Origin of the sequence: Bacillus sp. FSL K6-1003 (assembly GCF_037964945.1) — a bacterium.
Lineage (GTDB): Bacteria > Bacillota > Bacilli > Bacillales > Bacillaceae > Bacillus > Bacillus mojavensis.
On the sequence record NZ_CP150176.1, the window covers coordinates 3,505,815 to 3,522,111 of the forward strand.

At 42.5% G+C, this 16,297-nt stretch carries 20 protein-coding genes; 11 read left to right on the forward strand and 9 right to left on the reverse strand.

From position 1 onward, the window contains the following. Positions 1-54: 54 nt before the first annotated feature. The gene (gene cotH, locus NSU16_RS17860) at positions 55-1,143 is read right to left on the reverse strand and encodes a spore coat protein CotH (protein ID WP_268448195.1); all 1,089 of its coding nucleotides are present in this window, start codon (positions 1,141-1,143) and stop codon (positions 55-57) included. A gap of 138 nt (positions 1,144-1,281) precedes the next feature. Between cotH and NSU16_RS17865 the strand changes: the two genes are divergently transcribed. The 7 genes from NSU16_RS17865 (at position 1,282) to NSU16_RS17895 (ending at position 7,708) form a co-directional block, all read left to right on the forward strand. Next, entirely contained in the window at positions 1,282-1,893 is a 612-nt protein-coding gene (locus NSU16_RS17865) for a spore gernimation protein GerQ (RefSeq protein ID WP_339191657.1), read from the forward strand. A 162-nt stretch (positions 1,894-2,055) separates the two neighbouring features. After that, positions 2,056-2,676, forward strand: a complete 621-nt coding sequence (locus tag NSU16_RS17870) for a flavin reductase family protein (RefSeq protein WP_010332135.1) — start codon at positions 2,056-2,058, stop codon at positions 2,674-2,676. A 137-nt stretch (positions 2,677-2,813) separates the two neighbouring features. Beyond that, positions 2,814-4,988, forward strand: a complete 2,175-nt coding sequence (locus tag NSU16_RS17875) for a BglG family transcription antiterminator (protein ID WP_339191658.1) — start codon at positions 2,814-2,816, stop codon at positions 4,986-4,988. 11 nt (positions 4,989-4,999) lie between these two features. Then, a complete protein-coding gene (locus NSU16_RS17880; protein ID WP_268448191.1) occupies positions 5,000-5,266 on the forward strand; it encodes a PTS sugar transporter subunit IIB in 267 nt (88 codons plus the stop codon). Between the two features lie 33 nt (positions 5,267-5,299). Beyond that, on the forward strand, positions 5,300-6,562 hold the full coding sequence (locus NSU16_RS17885; protein ID WP_339191659.1) for a PTS ascorbate transporter subunit IIC: 1,263 nt from the start codon (positions 5,300-5,302) through the stop codon (positions 6,560-6,562). Positions 6,563-6,580: 18 nt separating this feature from the next. After that, positions 6,581-7,279 (forward strand): D-allulose 6-phosphate 3-epimerase, encoded by a 699-nt coding sequence (gene alsE / locus NSU16_RS17890; protein ID WP_339191660.1) that lies wholly within the window; start codon positions 6,581-6,583, stop codon positions 7,277-7,279. Between the two features lie 75 nt (positions 7,280-7,354). Continuing rightward, positions 7,355-7,708 (forward strand): DUF4181 domain-containing protein, encoded by a 354-nt coding sequence (locus NSU16_RS17895; protein ID WP_339191661.1) that lies wholly within the window; start codon positions 7,355-7,357, stop codon positions 7,706-7,708. Here the strand turns inward: NSU16_RS17895 and ggt are convergent. Beyond that, the gene (gene ggt, locus NSU16_RS17900; protein ID WP_339191662.1) at positions 7,705-9,282 is read right to left on the reverse strand and encodes a gamma-glutamyltransferase; all 1,578 of its coding nucleotides are present in this window, start codon (positions 9,280-9,282) and stop codon (positions 7,705-7,707) included. The two genes, NSU16_RS17895 and ggt, sit on opposite strands and share 4 nt — an antisense overlap. Positions 9,283-9,495: 213 nt before the next feature. Here ggt and chrS point away from each other — a divergent pair, with 213 nt between their 5' ends. The 3 genes from chrS to NSU16_RS17915 are packed head-to-tail and all read left to right on the forward strand — an operon-like array spanning position 9,496 to position 11,112. Beyond that, complete coding sequence (chrS, locus tag NSU16_RS17905) at positions 9,496-9,972, forward strand: chromate efflux transcriptional regulator ChrS (RefSeq protein ID WP_010332142.1); 477 nt, start codon at positions 9,496-9,498, stop codon at positions 9,970-9,972. A gap of 13 nt (positions 9,973-9,985) precedes the next feature. Next, positions 9,986-10,579 carry a chromate efflux transporter subunit ChrB gene (gene chrB / locus NSU16_RS17910; protein WP_339191663.1) on the forward strand — a complete coding sequence of 198 codons (594 nt, stop codon included), beginning with the start codon at positions 9,986-9,988 and terminating at the stop codon, positions 10,577-10,579. Then, a complete protein-coding gene (locus NSU16_RS17915) occupies positions 10,576-11,112 on the forward strand; it encodes a chromate transporter (protein ID WP_069486818.1) in 537 nt (178 codons plus the stop codon). Before chrB ends, NSU16_RS17915 begins: the two co-directional genes overlap by 4 nt. 25 nt (positions 11,113-11,137) lie before the next feature. Here NSU16_RS17915 and NSU16_RS17920 read toward each other — a convergent pair whose 3' ends face one another. Together NSU16_RS17920 and NSU16_RS17925 are read right to left on the reverse strand one after the other, a co-directional pair. After that, positions 11,138-11,362, reverse strand: a complete 225-nt coding sequence (locus tag NSU16_RS17920) for a hypothetical protein (RefSeq protein WP_339191664.1) — start codon at positions 11,360-11,362, stop codon at positions 11,138-11,140. After that, entirely contained in the window at positions 11,359-11,904 is a 546-nt protein-coding gene (locus NSU16_RS17925; protein ID WP_339191665.1) for a flavodoxin family protein, read from the reverse strand. Before NSU16_RS17925 ends, NSU16_RS17920 begins: the two co-directional genes overlap by 4 nt. A gap of 123 nt (positions 11,905-12,027) precedes the next feature. On the opposite strand from NSU16_RS17925, the gene NSU16_RS17930 reads away from it, so the two are divergent. Further along, entirely contained in the window at positions 12,028-12,909 is an 882-nt protein-coding gene (locus NSU16_RS17930; RefSeq protein ID WP_339191666.1) for a LysR family transcriptional regulator, read from the forward strand. An 87-nt stretch (positions 12,910-12,996) separates the two neighbouring features. Here NSU16_RS17930 and NSU16_RS17935 read toward each other — a convergent pair whose 3' ends face one another. The 5 genes from NSU16_RS17935 to NSU16_RS17955 form a co-directional block, all read right to left on the reverse strand. Continuing rightward, positions 12,997-13,713 (reverse strand): endonuclease V, encoded by a 717-nt coding sequence (locus NSU16_RS17935; RefSeq protein WP_326331946.1) that lies wholly within the window; start codon positions 13,711-13,713, stop codon positions 12,997-12,999. 38 nt (positions 13,714-13,751) lie between these two features. Then, entirely contained in the window at positions 13,752-14,243 is a 492-nt protein-coding gene (locus NSU16_RS17940) for a hypothetical protein (protein ID WP_339191667.1), read from the reverse strand. Between the two features lie 147 nt (positions 14,244-14,390). Further along, positions 14,391-15,107, reverse strand: coding sequence for a hypothetical protein (locus NSU16_RS17945; RefSeq protein ID WP_339191668.1), 717 nt, complete (start codon positions 15,105-15,107; stop codon positions 14,391-14,393). A 76-nt stretch (positions 15,108-15,183) separates the two neighbouring features. Beyond that, on the reverse strand, positions 15,184-15,735 hold the full coding sequence (locus NSU16_RS17950; RefSeq protein WP_339191669.1) for a hypothetical protein: 552 nt from the start codon (positions 15,733-15,735) through the stop codon (positions 15,184-15,186). A 41-nt stretch (positions 15,736-15,776) separates the two neighbouring features. After that, positions 15,777-16,172 carry a hypothetical protein gene (locus tag NSU16_RS17955; protein WP_339191670.1) on the reverse strand — a complete coding sequence of 132 codons (396 nt, stop codon included), beginning with the start codon at positions 16,170-16,172 and terminating at the stop codon, positions 15,777-15,779. Between the last annotated feature and the right edge of the window lie 125 nt (positions 16,173-16,297).

Genomic DNA, 16,297 nt, shown 5'->3' on the forward strand with positions numbered 1-16,297 from the left:
ACTAATTGAATAGCCTAATTGTCTGATTTTCAGCGAATACCTATAATCATGCATTCACAAAATACTTAAATTGCTTTTAATGTATTGTGAACGATTGTTAATATACTCAAAAATCACTTCCGGCTCACGGTCAAAACGTTCAATATCACTCTTTTTATATGGGTCCATCAGGACAAACGGCCTGATTTGATCATAAAGCGCCAATATTTTTGGTTTCATATATTCAATGGTAAAGAGAGATTGGAGCGTTTTTTCTAACAGATGCTTGTAGGACCTGCGAAAATCGGGTTCATCCAAAATGCGAGCGGTTAATGTATTAAACCCTTGAATTCTTACATAATCTGCAGCCATCCGCTCTCCATGGATATCCCTGCCCCAAGTCGCATCATAGTCCCAAGGAATCACTTCAAATAATCCGGTTTCCCCGCTTCTGTACAAAGCGTAATTATGGACAAACCCATCATAGTTTGAGGTGAACACAATGCCGGCCAGCCAGCGCAAATACTTATCGATATTCACATGCTTTGTCACTTCTGATTTAAATTGAGCTTTAGGGACAGTATTAATTTTAAAAATCATATCCTGTAAGTAAAAATCATCTTCCTCGGTCCCTGTCTTCTTTTCATACCCATGCTCAAGCGACGTCTTCGTTTCTCTCTCCAAATCACTTACGAGAGAAAAATTAGCATCATCGTCAACCGCGTAAAAAATGGCTCCGTCCGCCAGCTTCCTTTTCGCTAAATAATATTCATCGACGGATTCAAGCTCTAGATACACTCCTTCATTCTTCCCATTTACCTTTAAAAACACAAATTCTGCCTTCGGAGACAGCGTCCCAAGCTCTGAGAAAAAATCGAGAGACAATTTGTTTCTCATCATGGAAGGATCTTTATATTCCGCATTCAAGTGAACCTCGCGGGCGCCGCGAAATGTTTTCGGCTGATAAAAGGAAATATGGTATGACTTCTTTTTGAAATCTCTAATATGAGATCCGCGATAAGCGATGTCGATATCAAATCTTTTCTGATTCACTTTCAGCACAGCCGGAACCGGTTCATCATCCCATATATCCTTTTTTAATTCCCGTAAGTCTTTTGGATGAATAAACAGCTGATACAGAGGCAAATTTGATTGATTCTTCATCCGTAGTCCCCCTTCAAAATTAGGCTTTTATTTTTGTGAGATCTCAGCGGAACACTTATACACTTTTTACAATCGTGCGTACTATGTGTGTAGTAAGGATCTTCATCCTTAAACCAATTACAAAAAGGAGGATTTCAATTGGGCCACTATTCCCATTCTGATATCAAAGAAGCGGTGAAATCCGCAAAAAAAGAAGGTTTAAAAACTTATTTATACCAAGAGCCTCGTGGAAAAAAACGCAGCCATAAGAAGTCTTACCGCTCACACAAGAAATCTCGCAGCCATAAAAAATCTTACTGTTCTCACAAGAAATCTCGCAGCCATAAAAAATCTTACTGTTCTCACAAGAAATCTCGCAGCCATAAAAAATCTTACTGTTCTCACAAGAAATCTCGCAGCCACAAAAAATCATACCGTTCTTACAAAAAGTCTCGCAGCTACAAGAAATCGTTCTGTTCTCGCAAAAAATCACGCAGCTACAAAAAGTCTTACTGCTCTCACAAGAAAAGATCACGCAGCTACAAAAAGTCTTACTGCTCTCACAAGAAAAGATCACGCAGCTACAAAAAATCGTTCTGTTCTCATAAGAAAAGATCACGCAGCTACAAAAAATCGTTCTGTTCTCATAAGAAGAGATCTCACAAAAAACACGGCAAAAAATTTCAGCACCGCAAAAAAGATGATTACGACAGCAAAAAAGAATTCTGGAAAGACGGCAATTGCTGGGTAGTCAAAAAGAAATATAAATAATACAAAACTGTCATAGGCTCCGGCATACGTACGGTAGCCTATTTTCTAATTCCCCTATATCAGTTATATGTCATGACATAGCATATGCAACCCGCATTATTTGGTTTCTTTGAATGAATTTCGTTATACTCATGGTATCCTTACAATAAAGGCGGTGTTGTTATGTACATATTTCAAGCAGAAGAGCTTAGTTCCAAGGACACGTATAAGCTGCTGTCAGGAGCCGTTATTCCGCGCCCGATCGCATTTGTTACAACACTTTCTTCAAGCGGGACAATCAATGCGGCGCCTTTCAGTTTCTATAACGTGGTCAGCTCAGACCCTCCGCTACTCAGTATTTCTGTTAACCGATCAGAAGGACGGCAAAAAGATACAGCCAGAAACGCGATAGAAAACGGTGAATTTGTCGTCCATGTCAGTGATGAAGCTATCATTGAAGACATCAATGAAACGGCGGCAAGTTTAGGGCCGGATGAAAGTGAAATGACACGCACCTCTCTCCATTCTGTAGAGAGCACAGCTGTCTCGGTGCCTGGCATTCAAGAAGCCCGCGTTCGTTTTGAATGCAAACTCGAACGGCATATCACATTCGACAATGATCATGGTGTAACCACGGCTGATCTGCTTATTGGCAGAGTTGTCTGTTTTCACCTCGATGAGAAGGTGTATGACGCAGATAAAGGGTATATTTTGACGGACGAATTAAAGCCTGCTTCCAGATTAGCCGGAAACCATTATGCAAAGCTCGGTGAAGAATTTACATTGATTCGTCCGGGTTCATAAAAGGACTATTTATATAGAAGAAACTAGTCAAAAAGACACCGTCATTAAAAGCCGGCACAGCATGTGCCTGGCTTTTTTTGTGTGAAGGAATGATATTTGCACAAATCGTTTGCACTGATTTGGTCTTATAAATTCAGATGTTGCCCATTACAATTAAAATAAGCCCGCACGAAGTGAAGGACGGCAGACTGATATCACCTGCACATAAGGAGCTGATGGGCATGCTTTTAGACCAAAGAAGATCAGCCATACTTCACCAGGTTCTCAACACAAAAAGCTATGTTACTTGCGGCGAATTAACGGAGCAATTAAACATTTCAAGGAGAACGCTGTATTATGACATTGAAAAAATTAACGGCTGGCTGAAAGAGACAGGACTGACACCGATCAAAATAAGGCGTTCAGCAGGATTTTATTTAGAAGAACAAACGAAAAAAATGCTGACATCAGAAATGAAAACGCTGACAAATTCAAGATATGAATTTTCTCCTTCAGAGCGACAGGCAAGAGTGATCCTACGTATCTTAACGAGAAACAGACGGTTGCTTCTGCAAAACTTCATTGACGAAAATCACGTTAGCCGCAACACCGCCATTCAGGATTTGAAGCATATTCGCGAAAAGCTGAAGACATTCGGTATCATTCTTTGCTTTACCAAAGAAAAGGGTTATTTTTTCTCAGGATTAGAGCAGCAAAAGCGAAAAATGCTGGCTGAATATGCAAATCAGCTCATGCAAAAGAGCAGCAGCACTGCGGCGGTTACAGATCTTTGCCCCGATCCAGCTGCTTGTGAGCAGCAAATCCAAATCATGCGCTCTATGCTGCTGACGTTCGAAAAACTTCTTCACATGAAATTTGCTGATCATGTTCTCGCGGGCTTAAGTGTGCACTTTACGTTATTTCTGATCAGAATACAGGCGGGAAAAGAAATCACTTTAGAACAAGAAGAGCAATACGCCATCAGGCAAACGAAGGAATATGAAGCGGCCGTTCGAGCGGTGGAAGCTGCGGAACTGCCGGAAAAAGCCTTTATTTCTGATCAAGAAATGTGCTACTTCACGATCCATTTGCTAGGGGCTAAAATCAGTCAGTTCCCCGCTTCAAGTCTCATTGCAGGTGTGTTGGGTGCGGTACATGATATTGCGGACAGAATGATTGTCGATTTCCAGCGTTACGCCTGCGTGCTTTTTCAGGACCCGGAAAATCTAAAAAAACATCTGGTGCTTCATTTGAAATCAGCTTATTACAGGATTAAATATGATATCACCCCTCATGAGAGTGAGATAGCTGCCTCCATCAAAACGAAATACAGTGATATTTTCTGCTTAACGAAAAAAGTCGTTCATCACCTTCAAAAAGAATTAAGAAAGCCTGTCAGCAGTGAAGAAACAGCATTTATCGCCATGCATTTCGGAGGCTGGATGAAACGCGAAGGGGTCGCGCCCTCACTCAGAAAAACAGCGGTTATTGTCTGTCCGGGCGGCATCGGCACATCAAAAATTTTGCAGAGCCAAATTGAAGATCTTCTGCCGAATGTCGATATTTTGGAAACCGTGTCAAGCCGTGTCTATGAAACAATGACGCTTGAAACGGATGTCCTGATCTCTACCGTTCCACTCCCAGACAGAGGGGTACCTGTGCTCATCGTCAATCCCATACTGAACAGCAAGGAAAAGATCAGCCTGCTGAAAAAAGTAGATGCACTCTCAAACAGCGCTGCCCATTTCCATCCAAGTGTTCATGACATCATGAGCATCATCGAAAAACACGCAGAAGGCATTCATAAAACAGAGCTGATGCGCGAACTGACCGAGTATTTAGGACAGCCGCACAAACATGAAAAGGAGGCGAACCGCAAACCAATGCTTGCTGAATTAATGACACCTAACCATATAACGATGGCCGACTCTGCCCCCGGTTGGGAAGATGCTGTCCGCATGGCGGCAAAGCCGCTATTGGATGACGGGTCTGTTACCCCGCAATACGTCGATGCCATGATTGCCACGATTCAGACACTGGGCTCATATATCGTCATTACGCCGAATGTCGCCATCCCGCACGCAAGGCCTGAAGACGGTGTGAATCAAATCGGTATGAGCTTTCTGAGACTGAAACAAGCCGTTTCCTTTTCAGAGAAGCCCGAGCATTCAGTCCAGCTAATTATCGTGCTCGCGGCAATCGACAATGACACCCATTTGAAAGCCCTCTCCCAGCTCACGAATATGCTGGGTGATCCGGAAAACATTCAATTGCTGATTAACGCTCAATCGGCGGAAGATGTGCTGCCAATGATTCAAAAATACTCACATTAGGAGTGATTCAAGTGAAAAAAATCTTAATTGTTTGCGGAAATGGACTCGGATCGAGCTTTATTGTTGAAATGAATGTAAAAAAAATCATTGATGAACTGAACATCAGCGCTGATGTGACACATACAGACCTCACCTCAAGCAAAACAGAGCAAGCGGATCTGTATTTAGGATCAGCCGATATTGTGTCAGGCCTTGACGATGGAACGCGTAACGTGGTCGGACTCAAAAACCTGCTGGACCAGAAAGAAATCAAAGAAGCCATCCTTTCCAACTTGTAACACAAAAAAACATAGACGACGGGGGTGCATCTGATGCTTGATTTTTTGATAAACGATTTCCTGGGAACTCCTGCTATCTTAATTGGACTTTTTGCCTTAGCCGGTTTGCTTCTGCAAAAGAAAAATGCTGCGGATACCGTATCGGGCACACTGAAAACGGCCATGGGATTTGTCATCCTCAGTGCCGGGGCGGCGATTGTCTCAGATTCACTTGCGGTATTCGGCAGCATGTTCGAAAAAGCATTTCACATTAAAGGCGTCGTACCCAATACAGATGCAATCTCAGCCATTGCTCAAAAAACGTTTGGTACAGAGACGGCACTCATTATGATCTTCGGAATGATTGTTAACATATTGCTGGCGCGTCTAACGCCATTTAAATATATTTTCTTAACCGGCCATCATATTCTCTACATGGCTTCATTGATTTCGGCCGTGCTGATTACCGGCGGCATCAGCGGTGTTCCTCTCATTGCTGCGGGCGCCATTATTCTTGGGGGGCTGATGGTGCTGTCACCCGCCATCCTTCAGCCGTATACAAAAAAAATTACAGGCAGCGATGATCTTGCTCTCGGCCATTTCGGTTCTGCCGGCTATTTTATTGCTGGATTCATCGGCAAACATGCGGGCAATCCATCTCATTCCACTGAGGATATCAAAGTTCCGAAATCATTAGGATTTCTGCGGGATACGTCAGTCTCCATTTCTTTAACGATGGCACTCCTTTTCTTTATTGTCGCTCCTTTCGCCGGAAAGGACTATATTGAAGCATCGTTGAGCGGCGGAAGCCATTTTCTCGTTTATTCCTTTATGCAGGCCATTACGTTCGCTGCTGGGGTATATGTCATCTTGGCGGGGGTTCGGATGGTAATCGCGGAAATTGTCCCTGCTTTTAGAGGCATCGCAGAAAAGCTAGTGAAAGGCGCCAAACCCGCTCTTGACTGTCCGACGGTTTTTCCTTTTGCGCCCAACGCTGTGATTATCGGGTTTTTATCCAGCTTCCTGGCGGGTATTGTATCCATTTTTCTTCTTCCGGTCTTCGGTCTCAGCGTTATTGTCCCGGGACTTGTACCGCATTTCTTTACAGGAGCGGCGGCGGGAGTTTACGGAAATGCGACCGGCGGCGTGCGGGGTGCTGTACTCGGTGCGTTTGCCAATGGGATTCTCATTTCTTTTCTGCCTGCGTTTCTTCTGCCGGTTCTTGGCTCGCTCGGATTTGAAGGCACAACTTACGGTGATTCGGACTTTGGCATTATCGGGATTCTTCTTGGCTGGATCATACAATTATGTACTTAAAGTGAGGGATGCTGCGTCATGAAACATTTATTTTCACCTTCTCTGATGTGTATGGATTTAACAAAATTCAACGAGCAGATCACTATTCTAAACAGCCGTGCCGATATGTATCATATTGACATTATGGACGGCCATTTCGTCAAAAACATTACCCTGTCCCCATTTTTCATCAGCCAGCTCAGAACAGTGACAGCTCTCCCGATTGATGCCCACCTGATGGTTGAGAAGCCGGAGAATTTTATCGATATGACAGCAGAGGCCGGCGCTGATTACATTAGCGTGCACGCCGAAACGATTAACCGGGCGGCGTTTCGGCTGATACACAAAATCAAAGATCATGGCGCAAAGGTCGGGATTGTATTGAACCCGGCCACTCCGCTAGAGTGGATCAGCCCTTATGTGCATTTGATTGATAAACTGACGATTATGACCGTTGATCCAGGTTTTGCCGGGCAGCCGTTTATCGCAGAAATGACGGAAAAAATCCGGGCGGCCAGAGAATGGAGAGAAACAAATCATTATACGTATGCCATTGAAGTTGACGGCTCCTGTAATGAAAAAACCTTCCGCACGCTTGCAGAGGCTGGGAATGACATTTTTATCATCGGCAATTCAGGCCTCTTTGACCTCGATGAAAACACAGAAATCGCATGGAATAAAATGAAAACCATTTTCCAGCAGCAGACACACCCTATAAAAATGCAACACCCGGAGTAATCCCCCCGGGTGTTTTTCTATGAAACATTTTCTCTCCCACAAACGTATAAAGAGATGAGTTTAGGAGGGATTGGTATGACAGGCACTCATTTTTTAATTTTAATACTGATCGCAGCTGCTTTCAGTACATCATTTTATATTTTCGCCAGTAAACGCGGCATTCCCAAACCCCGTTGGTGGTATAAACCGGTGAACAGTATTCAAGGTGTGCTGGAAATCGTTCTGCTTATTTTACTGGGATTTTCTCTTTTGCGTTATCCGCCAGAGTATATGCTCATTTTATATCTTTTCGTCATTAATGGTTTACGTGCTCTTATGGAATGGAAATATGAGCGTGAAGAAAAACAATATGTACACTCATTATTTGGTGCGGCACTGTCTCTGGTCATTTTTATTTATATGAGTATGTTCTTCTTCTTCGTATCTTAAATCCCAACAGCCGCCCCATCCCCCCTTGGGTCGGCTCCTCCTTGGAGAAAGCCCTCCTCATCCACTGCGATTGCTGCGGCGTGGCCCATCAGCGGGTCATAATCACTGACTGTCTCCACGAGATGGCCGCTTTCTTTTAGCATTTCGACCGTCTTCTCTGCAATTCTGTTCTCAACTCTGAGACCTTCATAATCCTCGCCCCACGTTCTGCCCCATACCCAGCGCGGCTCGCTAATTGCCTGCTGTGGATGCATTCCATAGTCCAGCATCCGGGTGATGATTGCCGTCTGAGTCTGCGGCTGGCCTTCGCCCCCTTGCGTGCCGTACAGAATCTTCGGTTCCCCATTCTTACAGACCATAGCCGGCATCAGCGTATGGAAGCTGCGCTTTCTCGGCTCAAGTGTATTGACATGGTTTTCATCCAATGAGAAAAATGAGCCGCGATTTTGCATGAGAATGCCTGTATCGCCAGCAGTAACAGCCGAGCCAAATTCAAAGTACAGGCTTTGAATGAACGACACCGCGTTGCCATCCGAATCCATCACCGCCGCATAGGCGGTATCACTGCCTACCGGTCTGCTTTCCACCGGTTCAGCTATATAACCAATTTCTTCCGCCAGCTGCTTGGCATAGCTTTTGTCCAAGAGGCTTTCCAGCGGAATATCAGCAAACGCCGAATCAGTCAGAACGGCATTCCGATCTAGAAAACTCTTTTTCAGTGCCTCCACGAGCACATGATAATAGGTAAATGAACCATGTTCAATTTGGCTGAAATCATAGTTTTCCAGAATGTTCAGCGTCATTAAACCCGTAAAACCTTGGGAATTCGGCGGCGCCTGGTACACAATGTACCCCCGGTAATCACAGGATACAGGCTCCATCCACTCACCCTTGTGTGCTGTAAAATCATCAAGTGTCATATAGCTGCCATTATGCTGTAAATACGAGACAATCCGCTGTGCGATATCACCTTCATAAAACGCGCTTCTTCCTTTTTCAGCAATCATTTTCAGGCTGTTCGCAAGCTCTTTTTGCACAAACCGTTCGCCGGGGACCGGTGCTTTGCCGTTTTTCGTGAAGATATCAGCGGTGTAAGGTGTTGACGCCAGCAATTCAAGATTCGTCGCTGTATGCCGGCACTGATCTGCAGATACAGGAAAACCATTTTCAGCATAATGGAGTGCAGGCTCCAATACATCAGAAAGCGACATCCGTCCGTATGTCTTCAGCACGGCATCCCAGCTATCGACCATTCCCGGTACGGTAATTGCGCTGTCGATCCCCCGCAGCGGAATCTCATTTTTCCCCTTATACACGTCTCTCGTCACATTTTTTCCTGAACGGCCGCTGCCATTGTACACTCTTACCGCCTTTGTTTTTTGATGAAAGGTCAGCCAAAAGGAATCTCCTCCAAGCCCCGTCATATGCGGATAGACAACCGCCAGACAAGCGCTCACGGCGACAGCGGCGTCAAATGCGTTTCCTCCCTTCTCCAGAATGCGGTTTCCCGCTTGTGATGCGAGGTAATGCGGACTGACGACCATTTGCTTAGTGCCGATAATAGATCTGTTCATCACAAGTCCCCTTTGCAAGAGATTTTCTTCATTATAGAGACCCTGTTTTTTCGCATCTACTGATCCGGAAGAAAAGCTGACGAACTTTATCCTTTTCGTAAACATAAAAATATTTTTATATTCATTGCGAAAATAAATATAAATTTTCTCTTACGAAATGAAACTTATATGATAAAATATTGACTAAAAGTCAAACGAAAGCAGGTGCAACAAATGGGCAATGAATATCAAATTCCTAACCTTGTTCTTGATGAGATAGACAAACAGATTCTTACCATTTTGCATGAGGAAGGGAGGATTTCTTATACGGATCTTGGCAAAAGAGTTGAATTATCACGTGTTGCGGTTCAATCACGCATTAATCAGCTGATTGAAGCAGGTGTTATTGAAAAATTCACAGCCGTGATCAATCCAGCTAAAATCGGCATTCATGTATCCGTGTTTTTTAATGTGGAGGTAGAGCCGCAATTCCTAGAAGAAGTCGCCCTAAAGCTTGAAGAAGAACCTGCGGTCACCAGCCTTTATCACATGACTGGTCCGAGCAAGCTTCACATGCACGGGATCTTCGCGGATGATCAGGAAATGGAAGAGTTTTTAACGAAACGGCTGTATCCGCTTCAGGGCGTCGTCAGCGTTGATTGCCAAATGCTGATCAAACGGTACAAAAGCCGTATGGGAATGAAGCTGTAAAGGAGAGAAACTGATGAAAAACCATCCTTATCGGGATATGACCGCCGCAATGGTGCGCACCGGAATCTTAGGCTTCGGGGGCGGGCCATCGGTGATTCCGCTGATCCGCCATGAAGCGGTGAATAAGTATAAATGGATAGATGATGATGAATTTGGAGAAATATTAGCCATCGCCAATGCACTCCCCGGACCGATCGCTACCAAGATGGCGGCGTATCTGGGATTCAAACTAAAAGGCACGCTAGGCGCGATTGTTGCCACTCTGGCCCACATTCTGCCTACATGCCTTGCAATGGTTGCCTTATTTGCGGCTGTAAACGTCTTAAGCCACTCGGCAGTTGTTGCCGGCATGATTGGCGCAGTAACGCCAGTTATCGCCATAATGCTCGGTATCATGGCATACGAGTTTGGGCAAAAAGCGCTCAAAGGATTTGGCTGGGTCACCGGAATCCTGTTTTTTATCATTGCTTTTATCGGACTGCAATTGTTACAGATCAACCCCGGTATCGTCATTATCATTTTCTTAGCATACGGGGCATTTCATTTTAAACTGAAAGACAAAATGACGAATAAACAATCAAAAGATAAAGGAATGTCCGCCTCATGATCATTATGTTTTTATTCACAGCATTTTTTATCGCAAACGTTCTGGGATATGGCGGCGGCCCAGCCTCTATCCCGCTGATGTTTGAAGAAGTCGTAAACAGATACGGCTGGCTGTCAAACGACCAATTCTCTAACATGCTCGCACTTGCGAATGCATTGCCGGGCCCGATTGCAACCAAAATCGCCGCTTATGTCGGCTACAGCGCAGGCGGCTGGCCCGGCTTTCTGATTGCGCTGATCGCAACTGTTGTACCGTCCGCATTCGCGCTGATCGTCCTGCTGCGCATCATTCAGCGCTTTCGCCAATCACCTGTGATCAAAGGCATGACGCTGTCTGTTCAGCCTGTTATCGCTGTCATGATGCTCATTCTCACTTGGCAAATCGGCGCAGACGGCATCAAAGCCATCGGCTGGATTCAATCCTTAGTGATTGCGGGCATTTCCCTCCTTTGCATGACAAAATTCAAACTGCATCCGGCTTTCCTGATTATCGCGGCATTTTTATATGGGGGGCTAGTAGTTCCTCATTTATAGAAAAAGCACCCTCAAAGGGTGCTTTTTATTTTGGGCCAGAAATGCCATTTGTCATATAAATTGTTTCTTTGCCTGCATCATTTTTGATCACGTTTTTGATTTGCAGCGCGTTTCCTGACATTCTGGCAAATTGCTTATCTTGAGGCGAGTTTGTTTTGACGTGTATCCTTTCCTCAGACCGCGGCATTTTCCAAGATAAAAAGAATCCTAGAATAAGCATCCCAACAATGACGGACAACAGCAGCTTCACACGGCATCACTTCTTCTCAATAGTCTGCCCGCAGCTTCTATCGCCTGCTGATCAAATATAATATCGCCGGGACGATTGCCCTCTCCCAGCACATAGCCTTCAAATGACATTCCCATAAAATCAAAAATGTGACCAAACTGTTCTATCAGCGGCAGCCCCTTTATCTTAGGATTGTCTCCTCCGACTGCTATCACATATGCCTGTTTTGCTGACATTTGCTCTTTAAAATCAGGAAATCGTGGATCTCTCATCGTCTGTGACCAGCGATCAATGAATAGCTTTAACGTTCCTGACATGCCGAACCAATAAATGGGGGTGGCAAAAATGAGAATGTCACAAGGCAAAATCCGTTCAACGATAGAATCATAGTCATCCACCACCGGCCGAAAGCCATTTGAATCATGACGAAAATCCTCTATTGGCTGAATGCGATATTCTCGTAAATGAATGGATTCCGCCGCTAATCCTTGAACAGCTTTCTCCGTAAGAATGTCTGTATTTCCCCCGGTCCGTGTCCCTCCGTTAATAACCGCTATTTTCATCAGTCATCGGCTCCTTTTGTTTACGAATGATTTTCTTTATCATATAATGAACAAATCAATCAATACAGATGATTATTCCGATTGAATCAATCGATAAAACCGATTTAGAAAGGACGACGGCCGATGGAACTGAAGCAGCTGATTACCTTTATCACGGCGGCAGAACACGTCAATTTCACCCTCACCGCCAAGATGCTCAATTATGCGCAATCAAGTGTTACATCTCAAATCAAATCACTTGAAGAAGAAATCGGAACCCCCTTATTTGAACGGCTCGGCAAACGGCTCGTACTGACCGAAGCCGGCAAAACATTCAAGTCCTACGCAGAGAAAATTATCTCCTTAACTGAGGAAGCGAAAATGGCGTCAAACCAAGTGATTGAAACAACGGGAACCTTAAGAATCGGAGCGACAGAAAGCCAGTGCACATATCGCCTTCCCCCTATCATAAAAGAATTTAAACAGGCTTTTCCTCAAGTAAAGCTCATATTCAAACCGTATATTTCCAACGAACAAGCGAAAGAACAGCTCTTACAGGGCCAGCTTGATATTACCTTCATTTTGGATGTGAACCGGACGGAAGACGCACTGCACGTTGAATCTCTGATTCAGGATGAGATCAAAATGGTAGCCGCCAATGACCATCCTTTTCCAGAAGACTCACCAGTAACATTGAAGGATCTTCAAAACGAAACCCTTCTCCTGACAGAGGACGGCTGCTCATACCGCACGCTCTTTGAGGAAGCCTTACATGACGCCGGTGTCTACCCTAACAAATTAGAATTTGTCAGCATAGAAGCCATCAAACAATGCGTGATGGCCGGACTTGGAATTGGACTATTGCCTCAAATGACAGTAAAAGACGATATTGCCGAAGGTCGGATGAAAGAATTCAACTGGCAAAGCGACTGCCCCGTTTTTACTCAACTAGCATGGCATAAGGACAAGTGGATGTCTGCACCATTAAAGGCTTTTATCGATTTGACGCGGAATACATTCAAATAAACCTCTCTGCAAGGACGACAAGGTTTTTGATAAAGCAGGAAAGCACACAGCATACAAAAAACACTTGATGGCTTAGAGCCCCAAGTGTTACCCGTGATTTTTCTGATAAATCGTTCGCAAGACATGTGTTTCAAGGTCAGCCAGGCGGACAGGGATCGGCAGTCTGCTTTCATGACTGATCATGCTCATCGTAATTTGATAGCTGCTTTCTAAATCAATGTTATTTCCGCAAGACAAGAAAATAGGCTTCACGTCCCGCCGCGTCCGCAGCGCCCGGCCATATACCTCGCCGTCAATGATAATATCTGTGTATGAACCGACTTTATTTTCAGGCATTACGAAATCACAGCCTTTGATTTTGAGATATGTTTTCGCAATCCCAATTGTCGGTTTATTGAGAAAAAAAGCCGCATGGGTGGCAACGCCCATATGGTTGTAATGCAGATACCCGTTGCCATCAAACAAAAACACATCCGGTTCTGTCTCCAGCTTTTTGGCCGCCTCGATGATCAGCGGCAGCTCACGAAAAGCAAGAAAACCAGACACATACGGCACGCTGATTTTCCCCATGCTGTGCACTTTTTCAATGACTTCTTTTGTATCAGCGTCAATGACGATGATACTGCACACTCCGTATGGTTCTCCGTCCTGTTCCCAATAGGCAAGGTCAACGCCTGCGCAGGTTTTGATGGAGTCTGGGGTGATGGAGGGTGATAGGTTGATTTTATGTATAAGGGATTGTTGTGTTTGAACAAAATCCGATTCATCTTTTAGATGAAAATCGTGAATTTGATGTACTTTCATTTCACTAGCTTTCCTCTCTTTACTTTCTAAAATGTTTCTTATGACTTTGAATCTATTTTCAAGGCGATATAACTTCCATTAGGATAATCTCCATACCATCCACATGGAAAAGATCCCACTTTATAAATTTCAAAAAGCTTTTCAAAAAAATTGTGTGTGTTCCCATTTACCGCTCTATTGATTGCACAATTATTCAGGTCTGCTACAACATCTCCAAAAAAAATATTAAATTCAGCCGAAACCCTTCTGACATTTACAGAAAAAACTTCTAGTAATACGTCTAAGTCTTGTGGTTTTTGATCATCGTTTAATTCGTAAATTTCGCCCCATACTTCACTCATTTCATTTTCTTTTATATCTTTCCACGTATATTCATCTTCACCAAATACTTCTTCATATGCATGGTATTTAGCTTTTTCTTTGTCATTAATTATTTTAGTGAAATCACAGATATCATTTGATGTTCTAGGTTTAAACATTTTTGAAAAATCAATAACTTCTTCTACTAAATGATAATTCCGAAGTTTCATTACTTATTATACGACCTTCCATGAAAGATTAACTGTAACTCATACTTCCTATTTCTACTATACTTCACTTGTTAAATGTGCTTTCATCATTCTAAAAAACCTATCTATGACAACAAGGTAAGGTTAAACTATAGCAATTCTAATGCTTCAGTAAACAAGGCATCTCCTCATGTTATCTTCTGTTGAAAGGCAAGTATTACTGCCTGCAGATTGGTATTCATTTTTCATTTCTCTCATAAAAATATGATCCAATTGTGCAATTAATTCTTTAAGCTCCGTACACATAATATCTTCTAATGGATTTTCCCAATCTTCGTTTTTTATAAGTTCAATGCCATAATTACCGGTTGGATCCCCTTCTGGGTACCACCCTACATCAAGCAACAAGTTTTTAGCCTTATGAGAAATTTGCAGGAGATCCTGATTAAAGTCAAATAACCAAGCATCATCACTTGCCTCTAATGTTTTAGGGTCAGTATCTTTTAATGTAATATAATCGACAGTCCAACCAGCCGGTATCTTTAGCCTTAAGAAATCGGGAACCTGTTGGGTTAGCGGCTGCAAATCTTCTAAAACCCCGCTTCCCACACTCCAGATTTGATATTCTAATTCTTCTAATACATGTTCTATTTTATCAAAAGATTCTACGTCATAAATCTTATCTATTTTTAAGCCAACCACTTTAATATGGTATTGATCATCTTGATATAGTACCTTAATAATGGCATTATGTTTTTCATTTTGCAGTATTAGTAGTTCATATTCTTCTACCGTTCTTTTTTCTGAGTTTAAATTGTTCAGTACTACATACCAGCCATCACAGATTTTTAATGGCTGCAATTGAGAAATATGATCTCTGCTCATCTCGCTTCTCCTTGCACTCCACATTGTTATCCTATCTATAAAAAAACTTGCCGATGACAACACGGCAAGTTTCTAACTATAGCAATTCTAATACATCAGTAAACAAGGCATCTCCTAATGTTAATCTTCTGTTGAAAGGCTGTATATGTGGCAATTCACTCCACTCATACACAGTATCGTAGTAATCATACAAATAACTGAGTTCGATAAACCCTTTCTCTTGCATTATCTTATTGATATAGTTCGTTCCCTGAATGAATTCTAAAGATTCAGCGGTCCCTACAATATCGTAAGCGCCATCAATTAAATCGTGTCTTAGGGAATAACTATAATCTAGTACATAAACAGGAACCAATTTAGATACTTTCATATTGATTTGCTGTTCTAAATGAAATCCATTTTCTCCAGAAAGATCTTGCAAGTGGATATTGATTTCTCCTGAAGGATTGTTTAAATCTCTAACTTCAATTTTTTTCAAACCTTTTATTTGATTAAATTCATCAGGTACTTTTATTTTCTCTGCACATTTGTTCTTGTACCATTCATCTAATTCCCTATTCACAAATAGCCGATGAAGCAAGTCACCGATTTCAGGATATTCAACAATAAATCTGATTCCATCTTCCATAAATAATAATCATTCCATCCCTTAATCCATTAATTATTTAACTATTTCCACCAAGTTGTTGTTACTTCTTTTAAATGATATTCAATATGTGCAATCACTTTTTTATAGTCGTCTGATGAAATTTCTTTAATAGGGGTTTCCCAATCATTATTTTTAACTATTGAAACCAGATAGTTACCTTCAGCAGAAATGTCAGGAACCCAGCCTAAATCAAGTGTTATTGAGGATTGTTCATGATAAAGCTGCAACAAACTGTCTGTGAACAAAAACCAGGAATCATCATTCGGTTCTAAAATTCTTGGATCTAATTCAACAAAATGATTATAATTTACTTTCCAACCTTGTGTTATTCTTAGGAGGTGTATATTAACTTTTGGAACATCTAATTTAACATGTTTTCTCATTAACAAAACCTCTTTAGTTTCGTTTTCAGTCATTCTCTCCTTTATATTTTTGAATCATTTAATTTTACCTTTTACAAAACTTAAACTTTATTTTTTTCATAAATCAACAGTTTTGAATTAGTTTTACTATTAATTCTGTAAAGGCTTGATCATTTGTA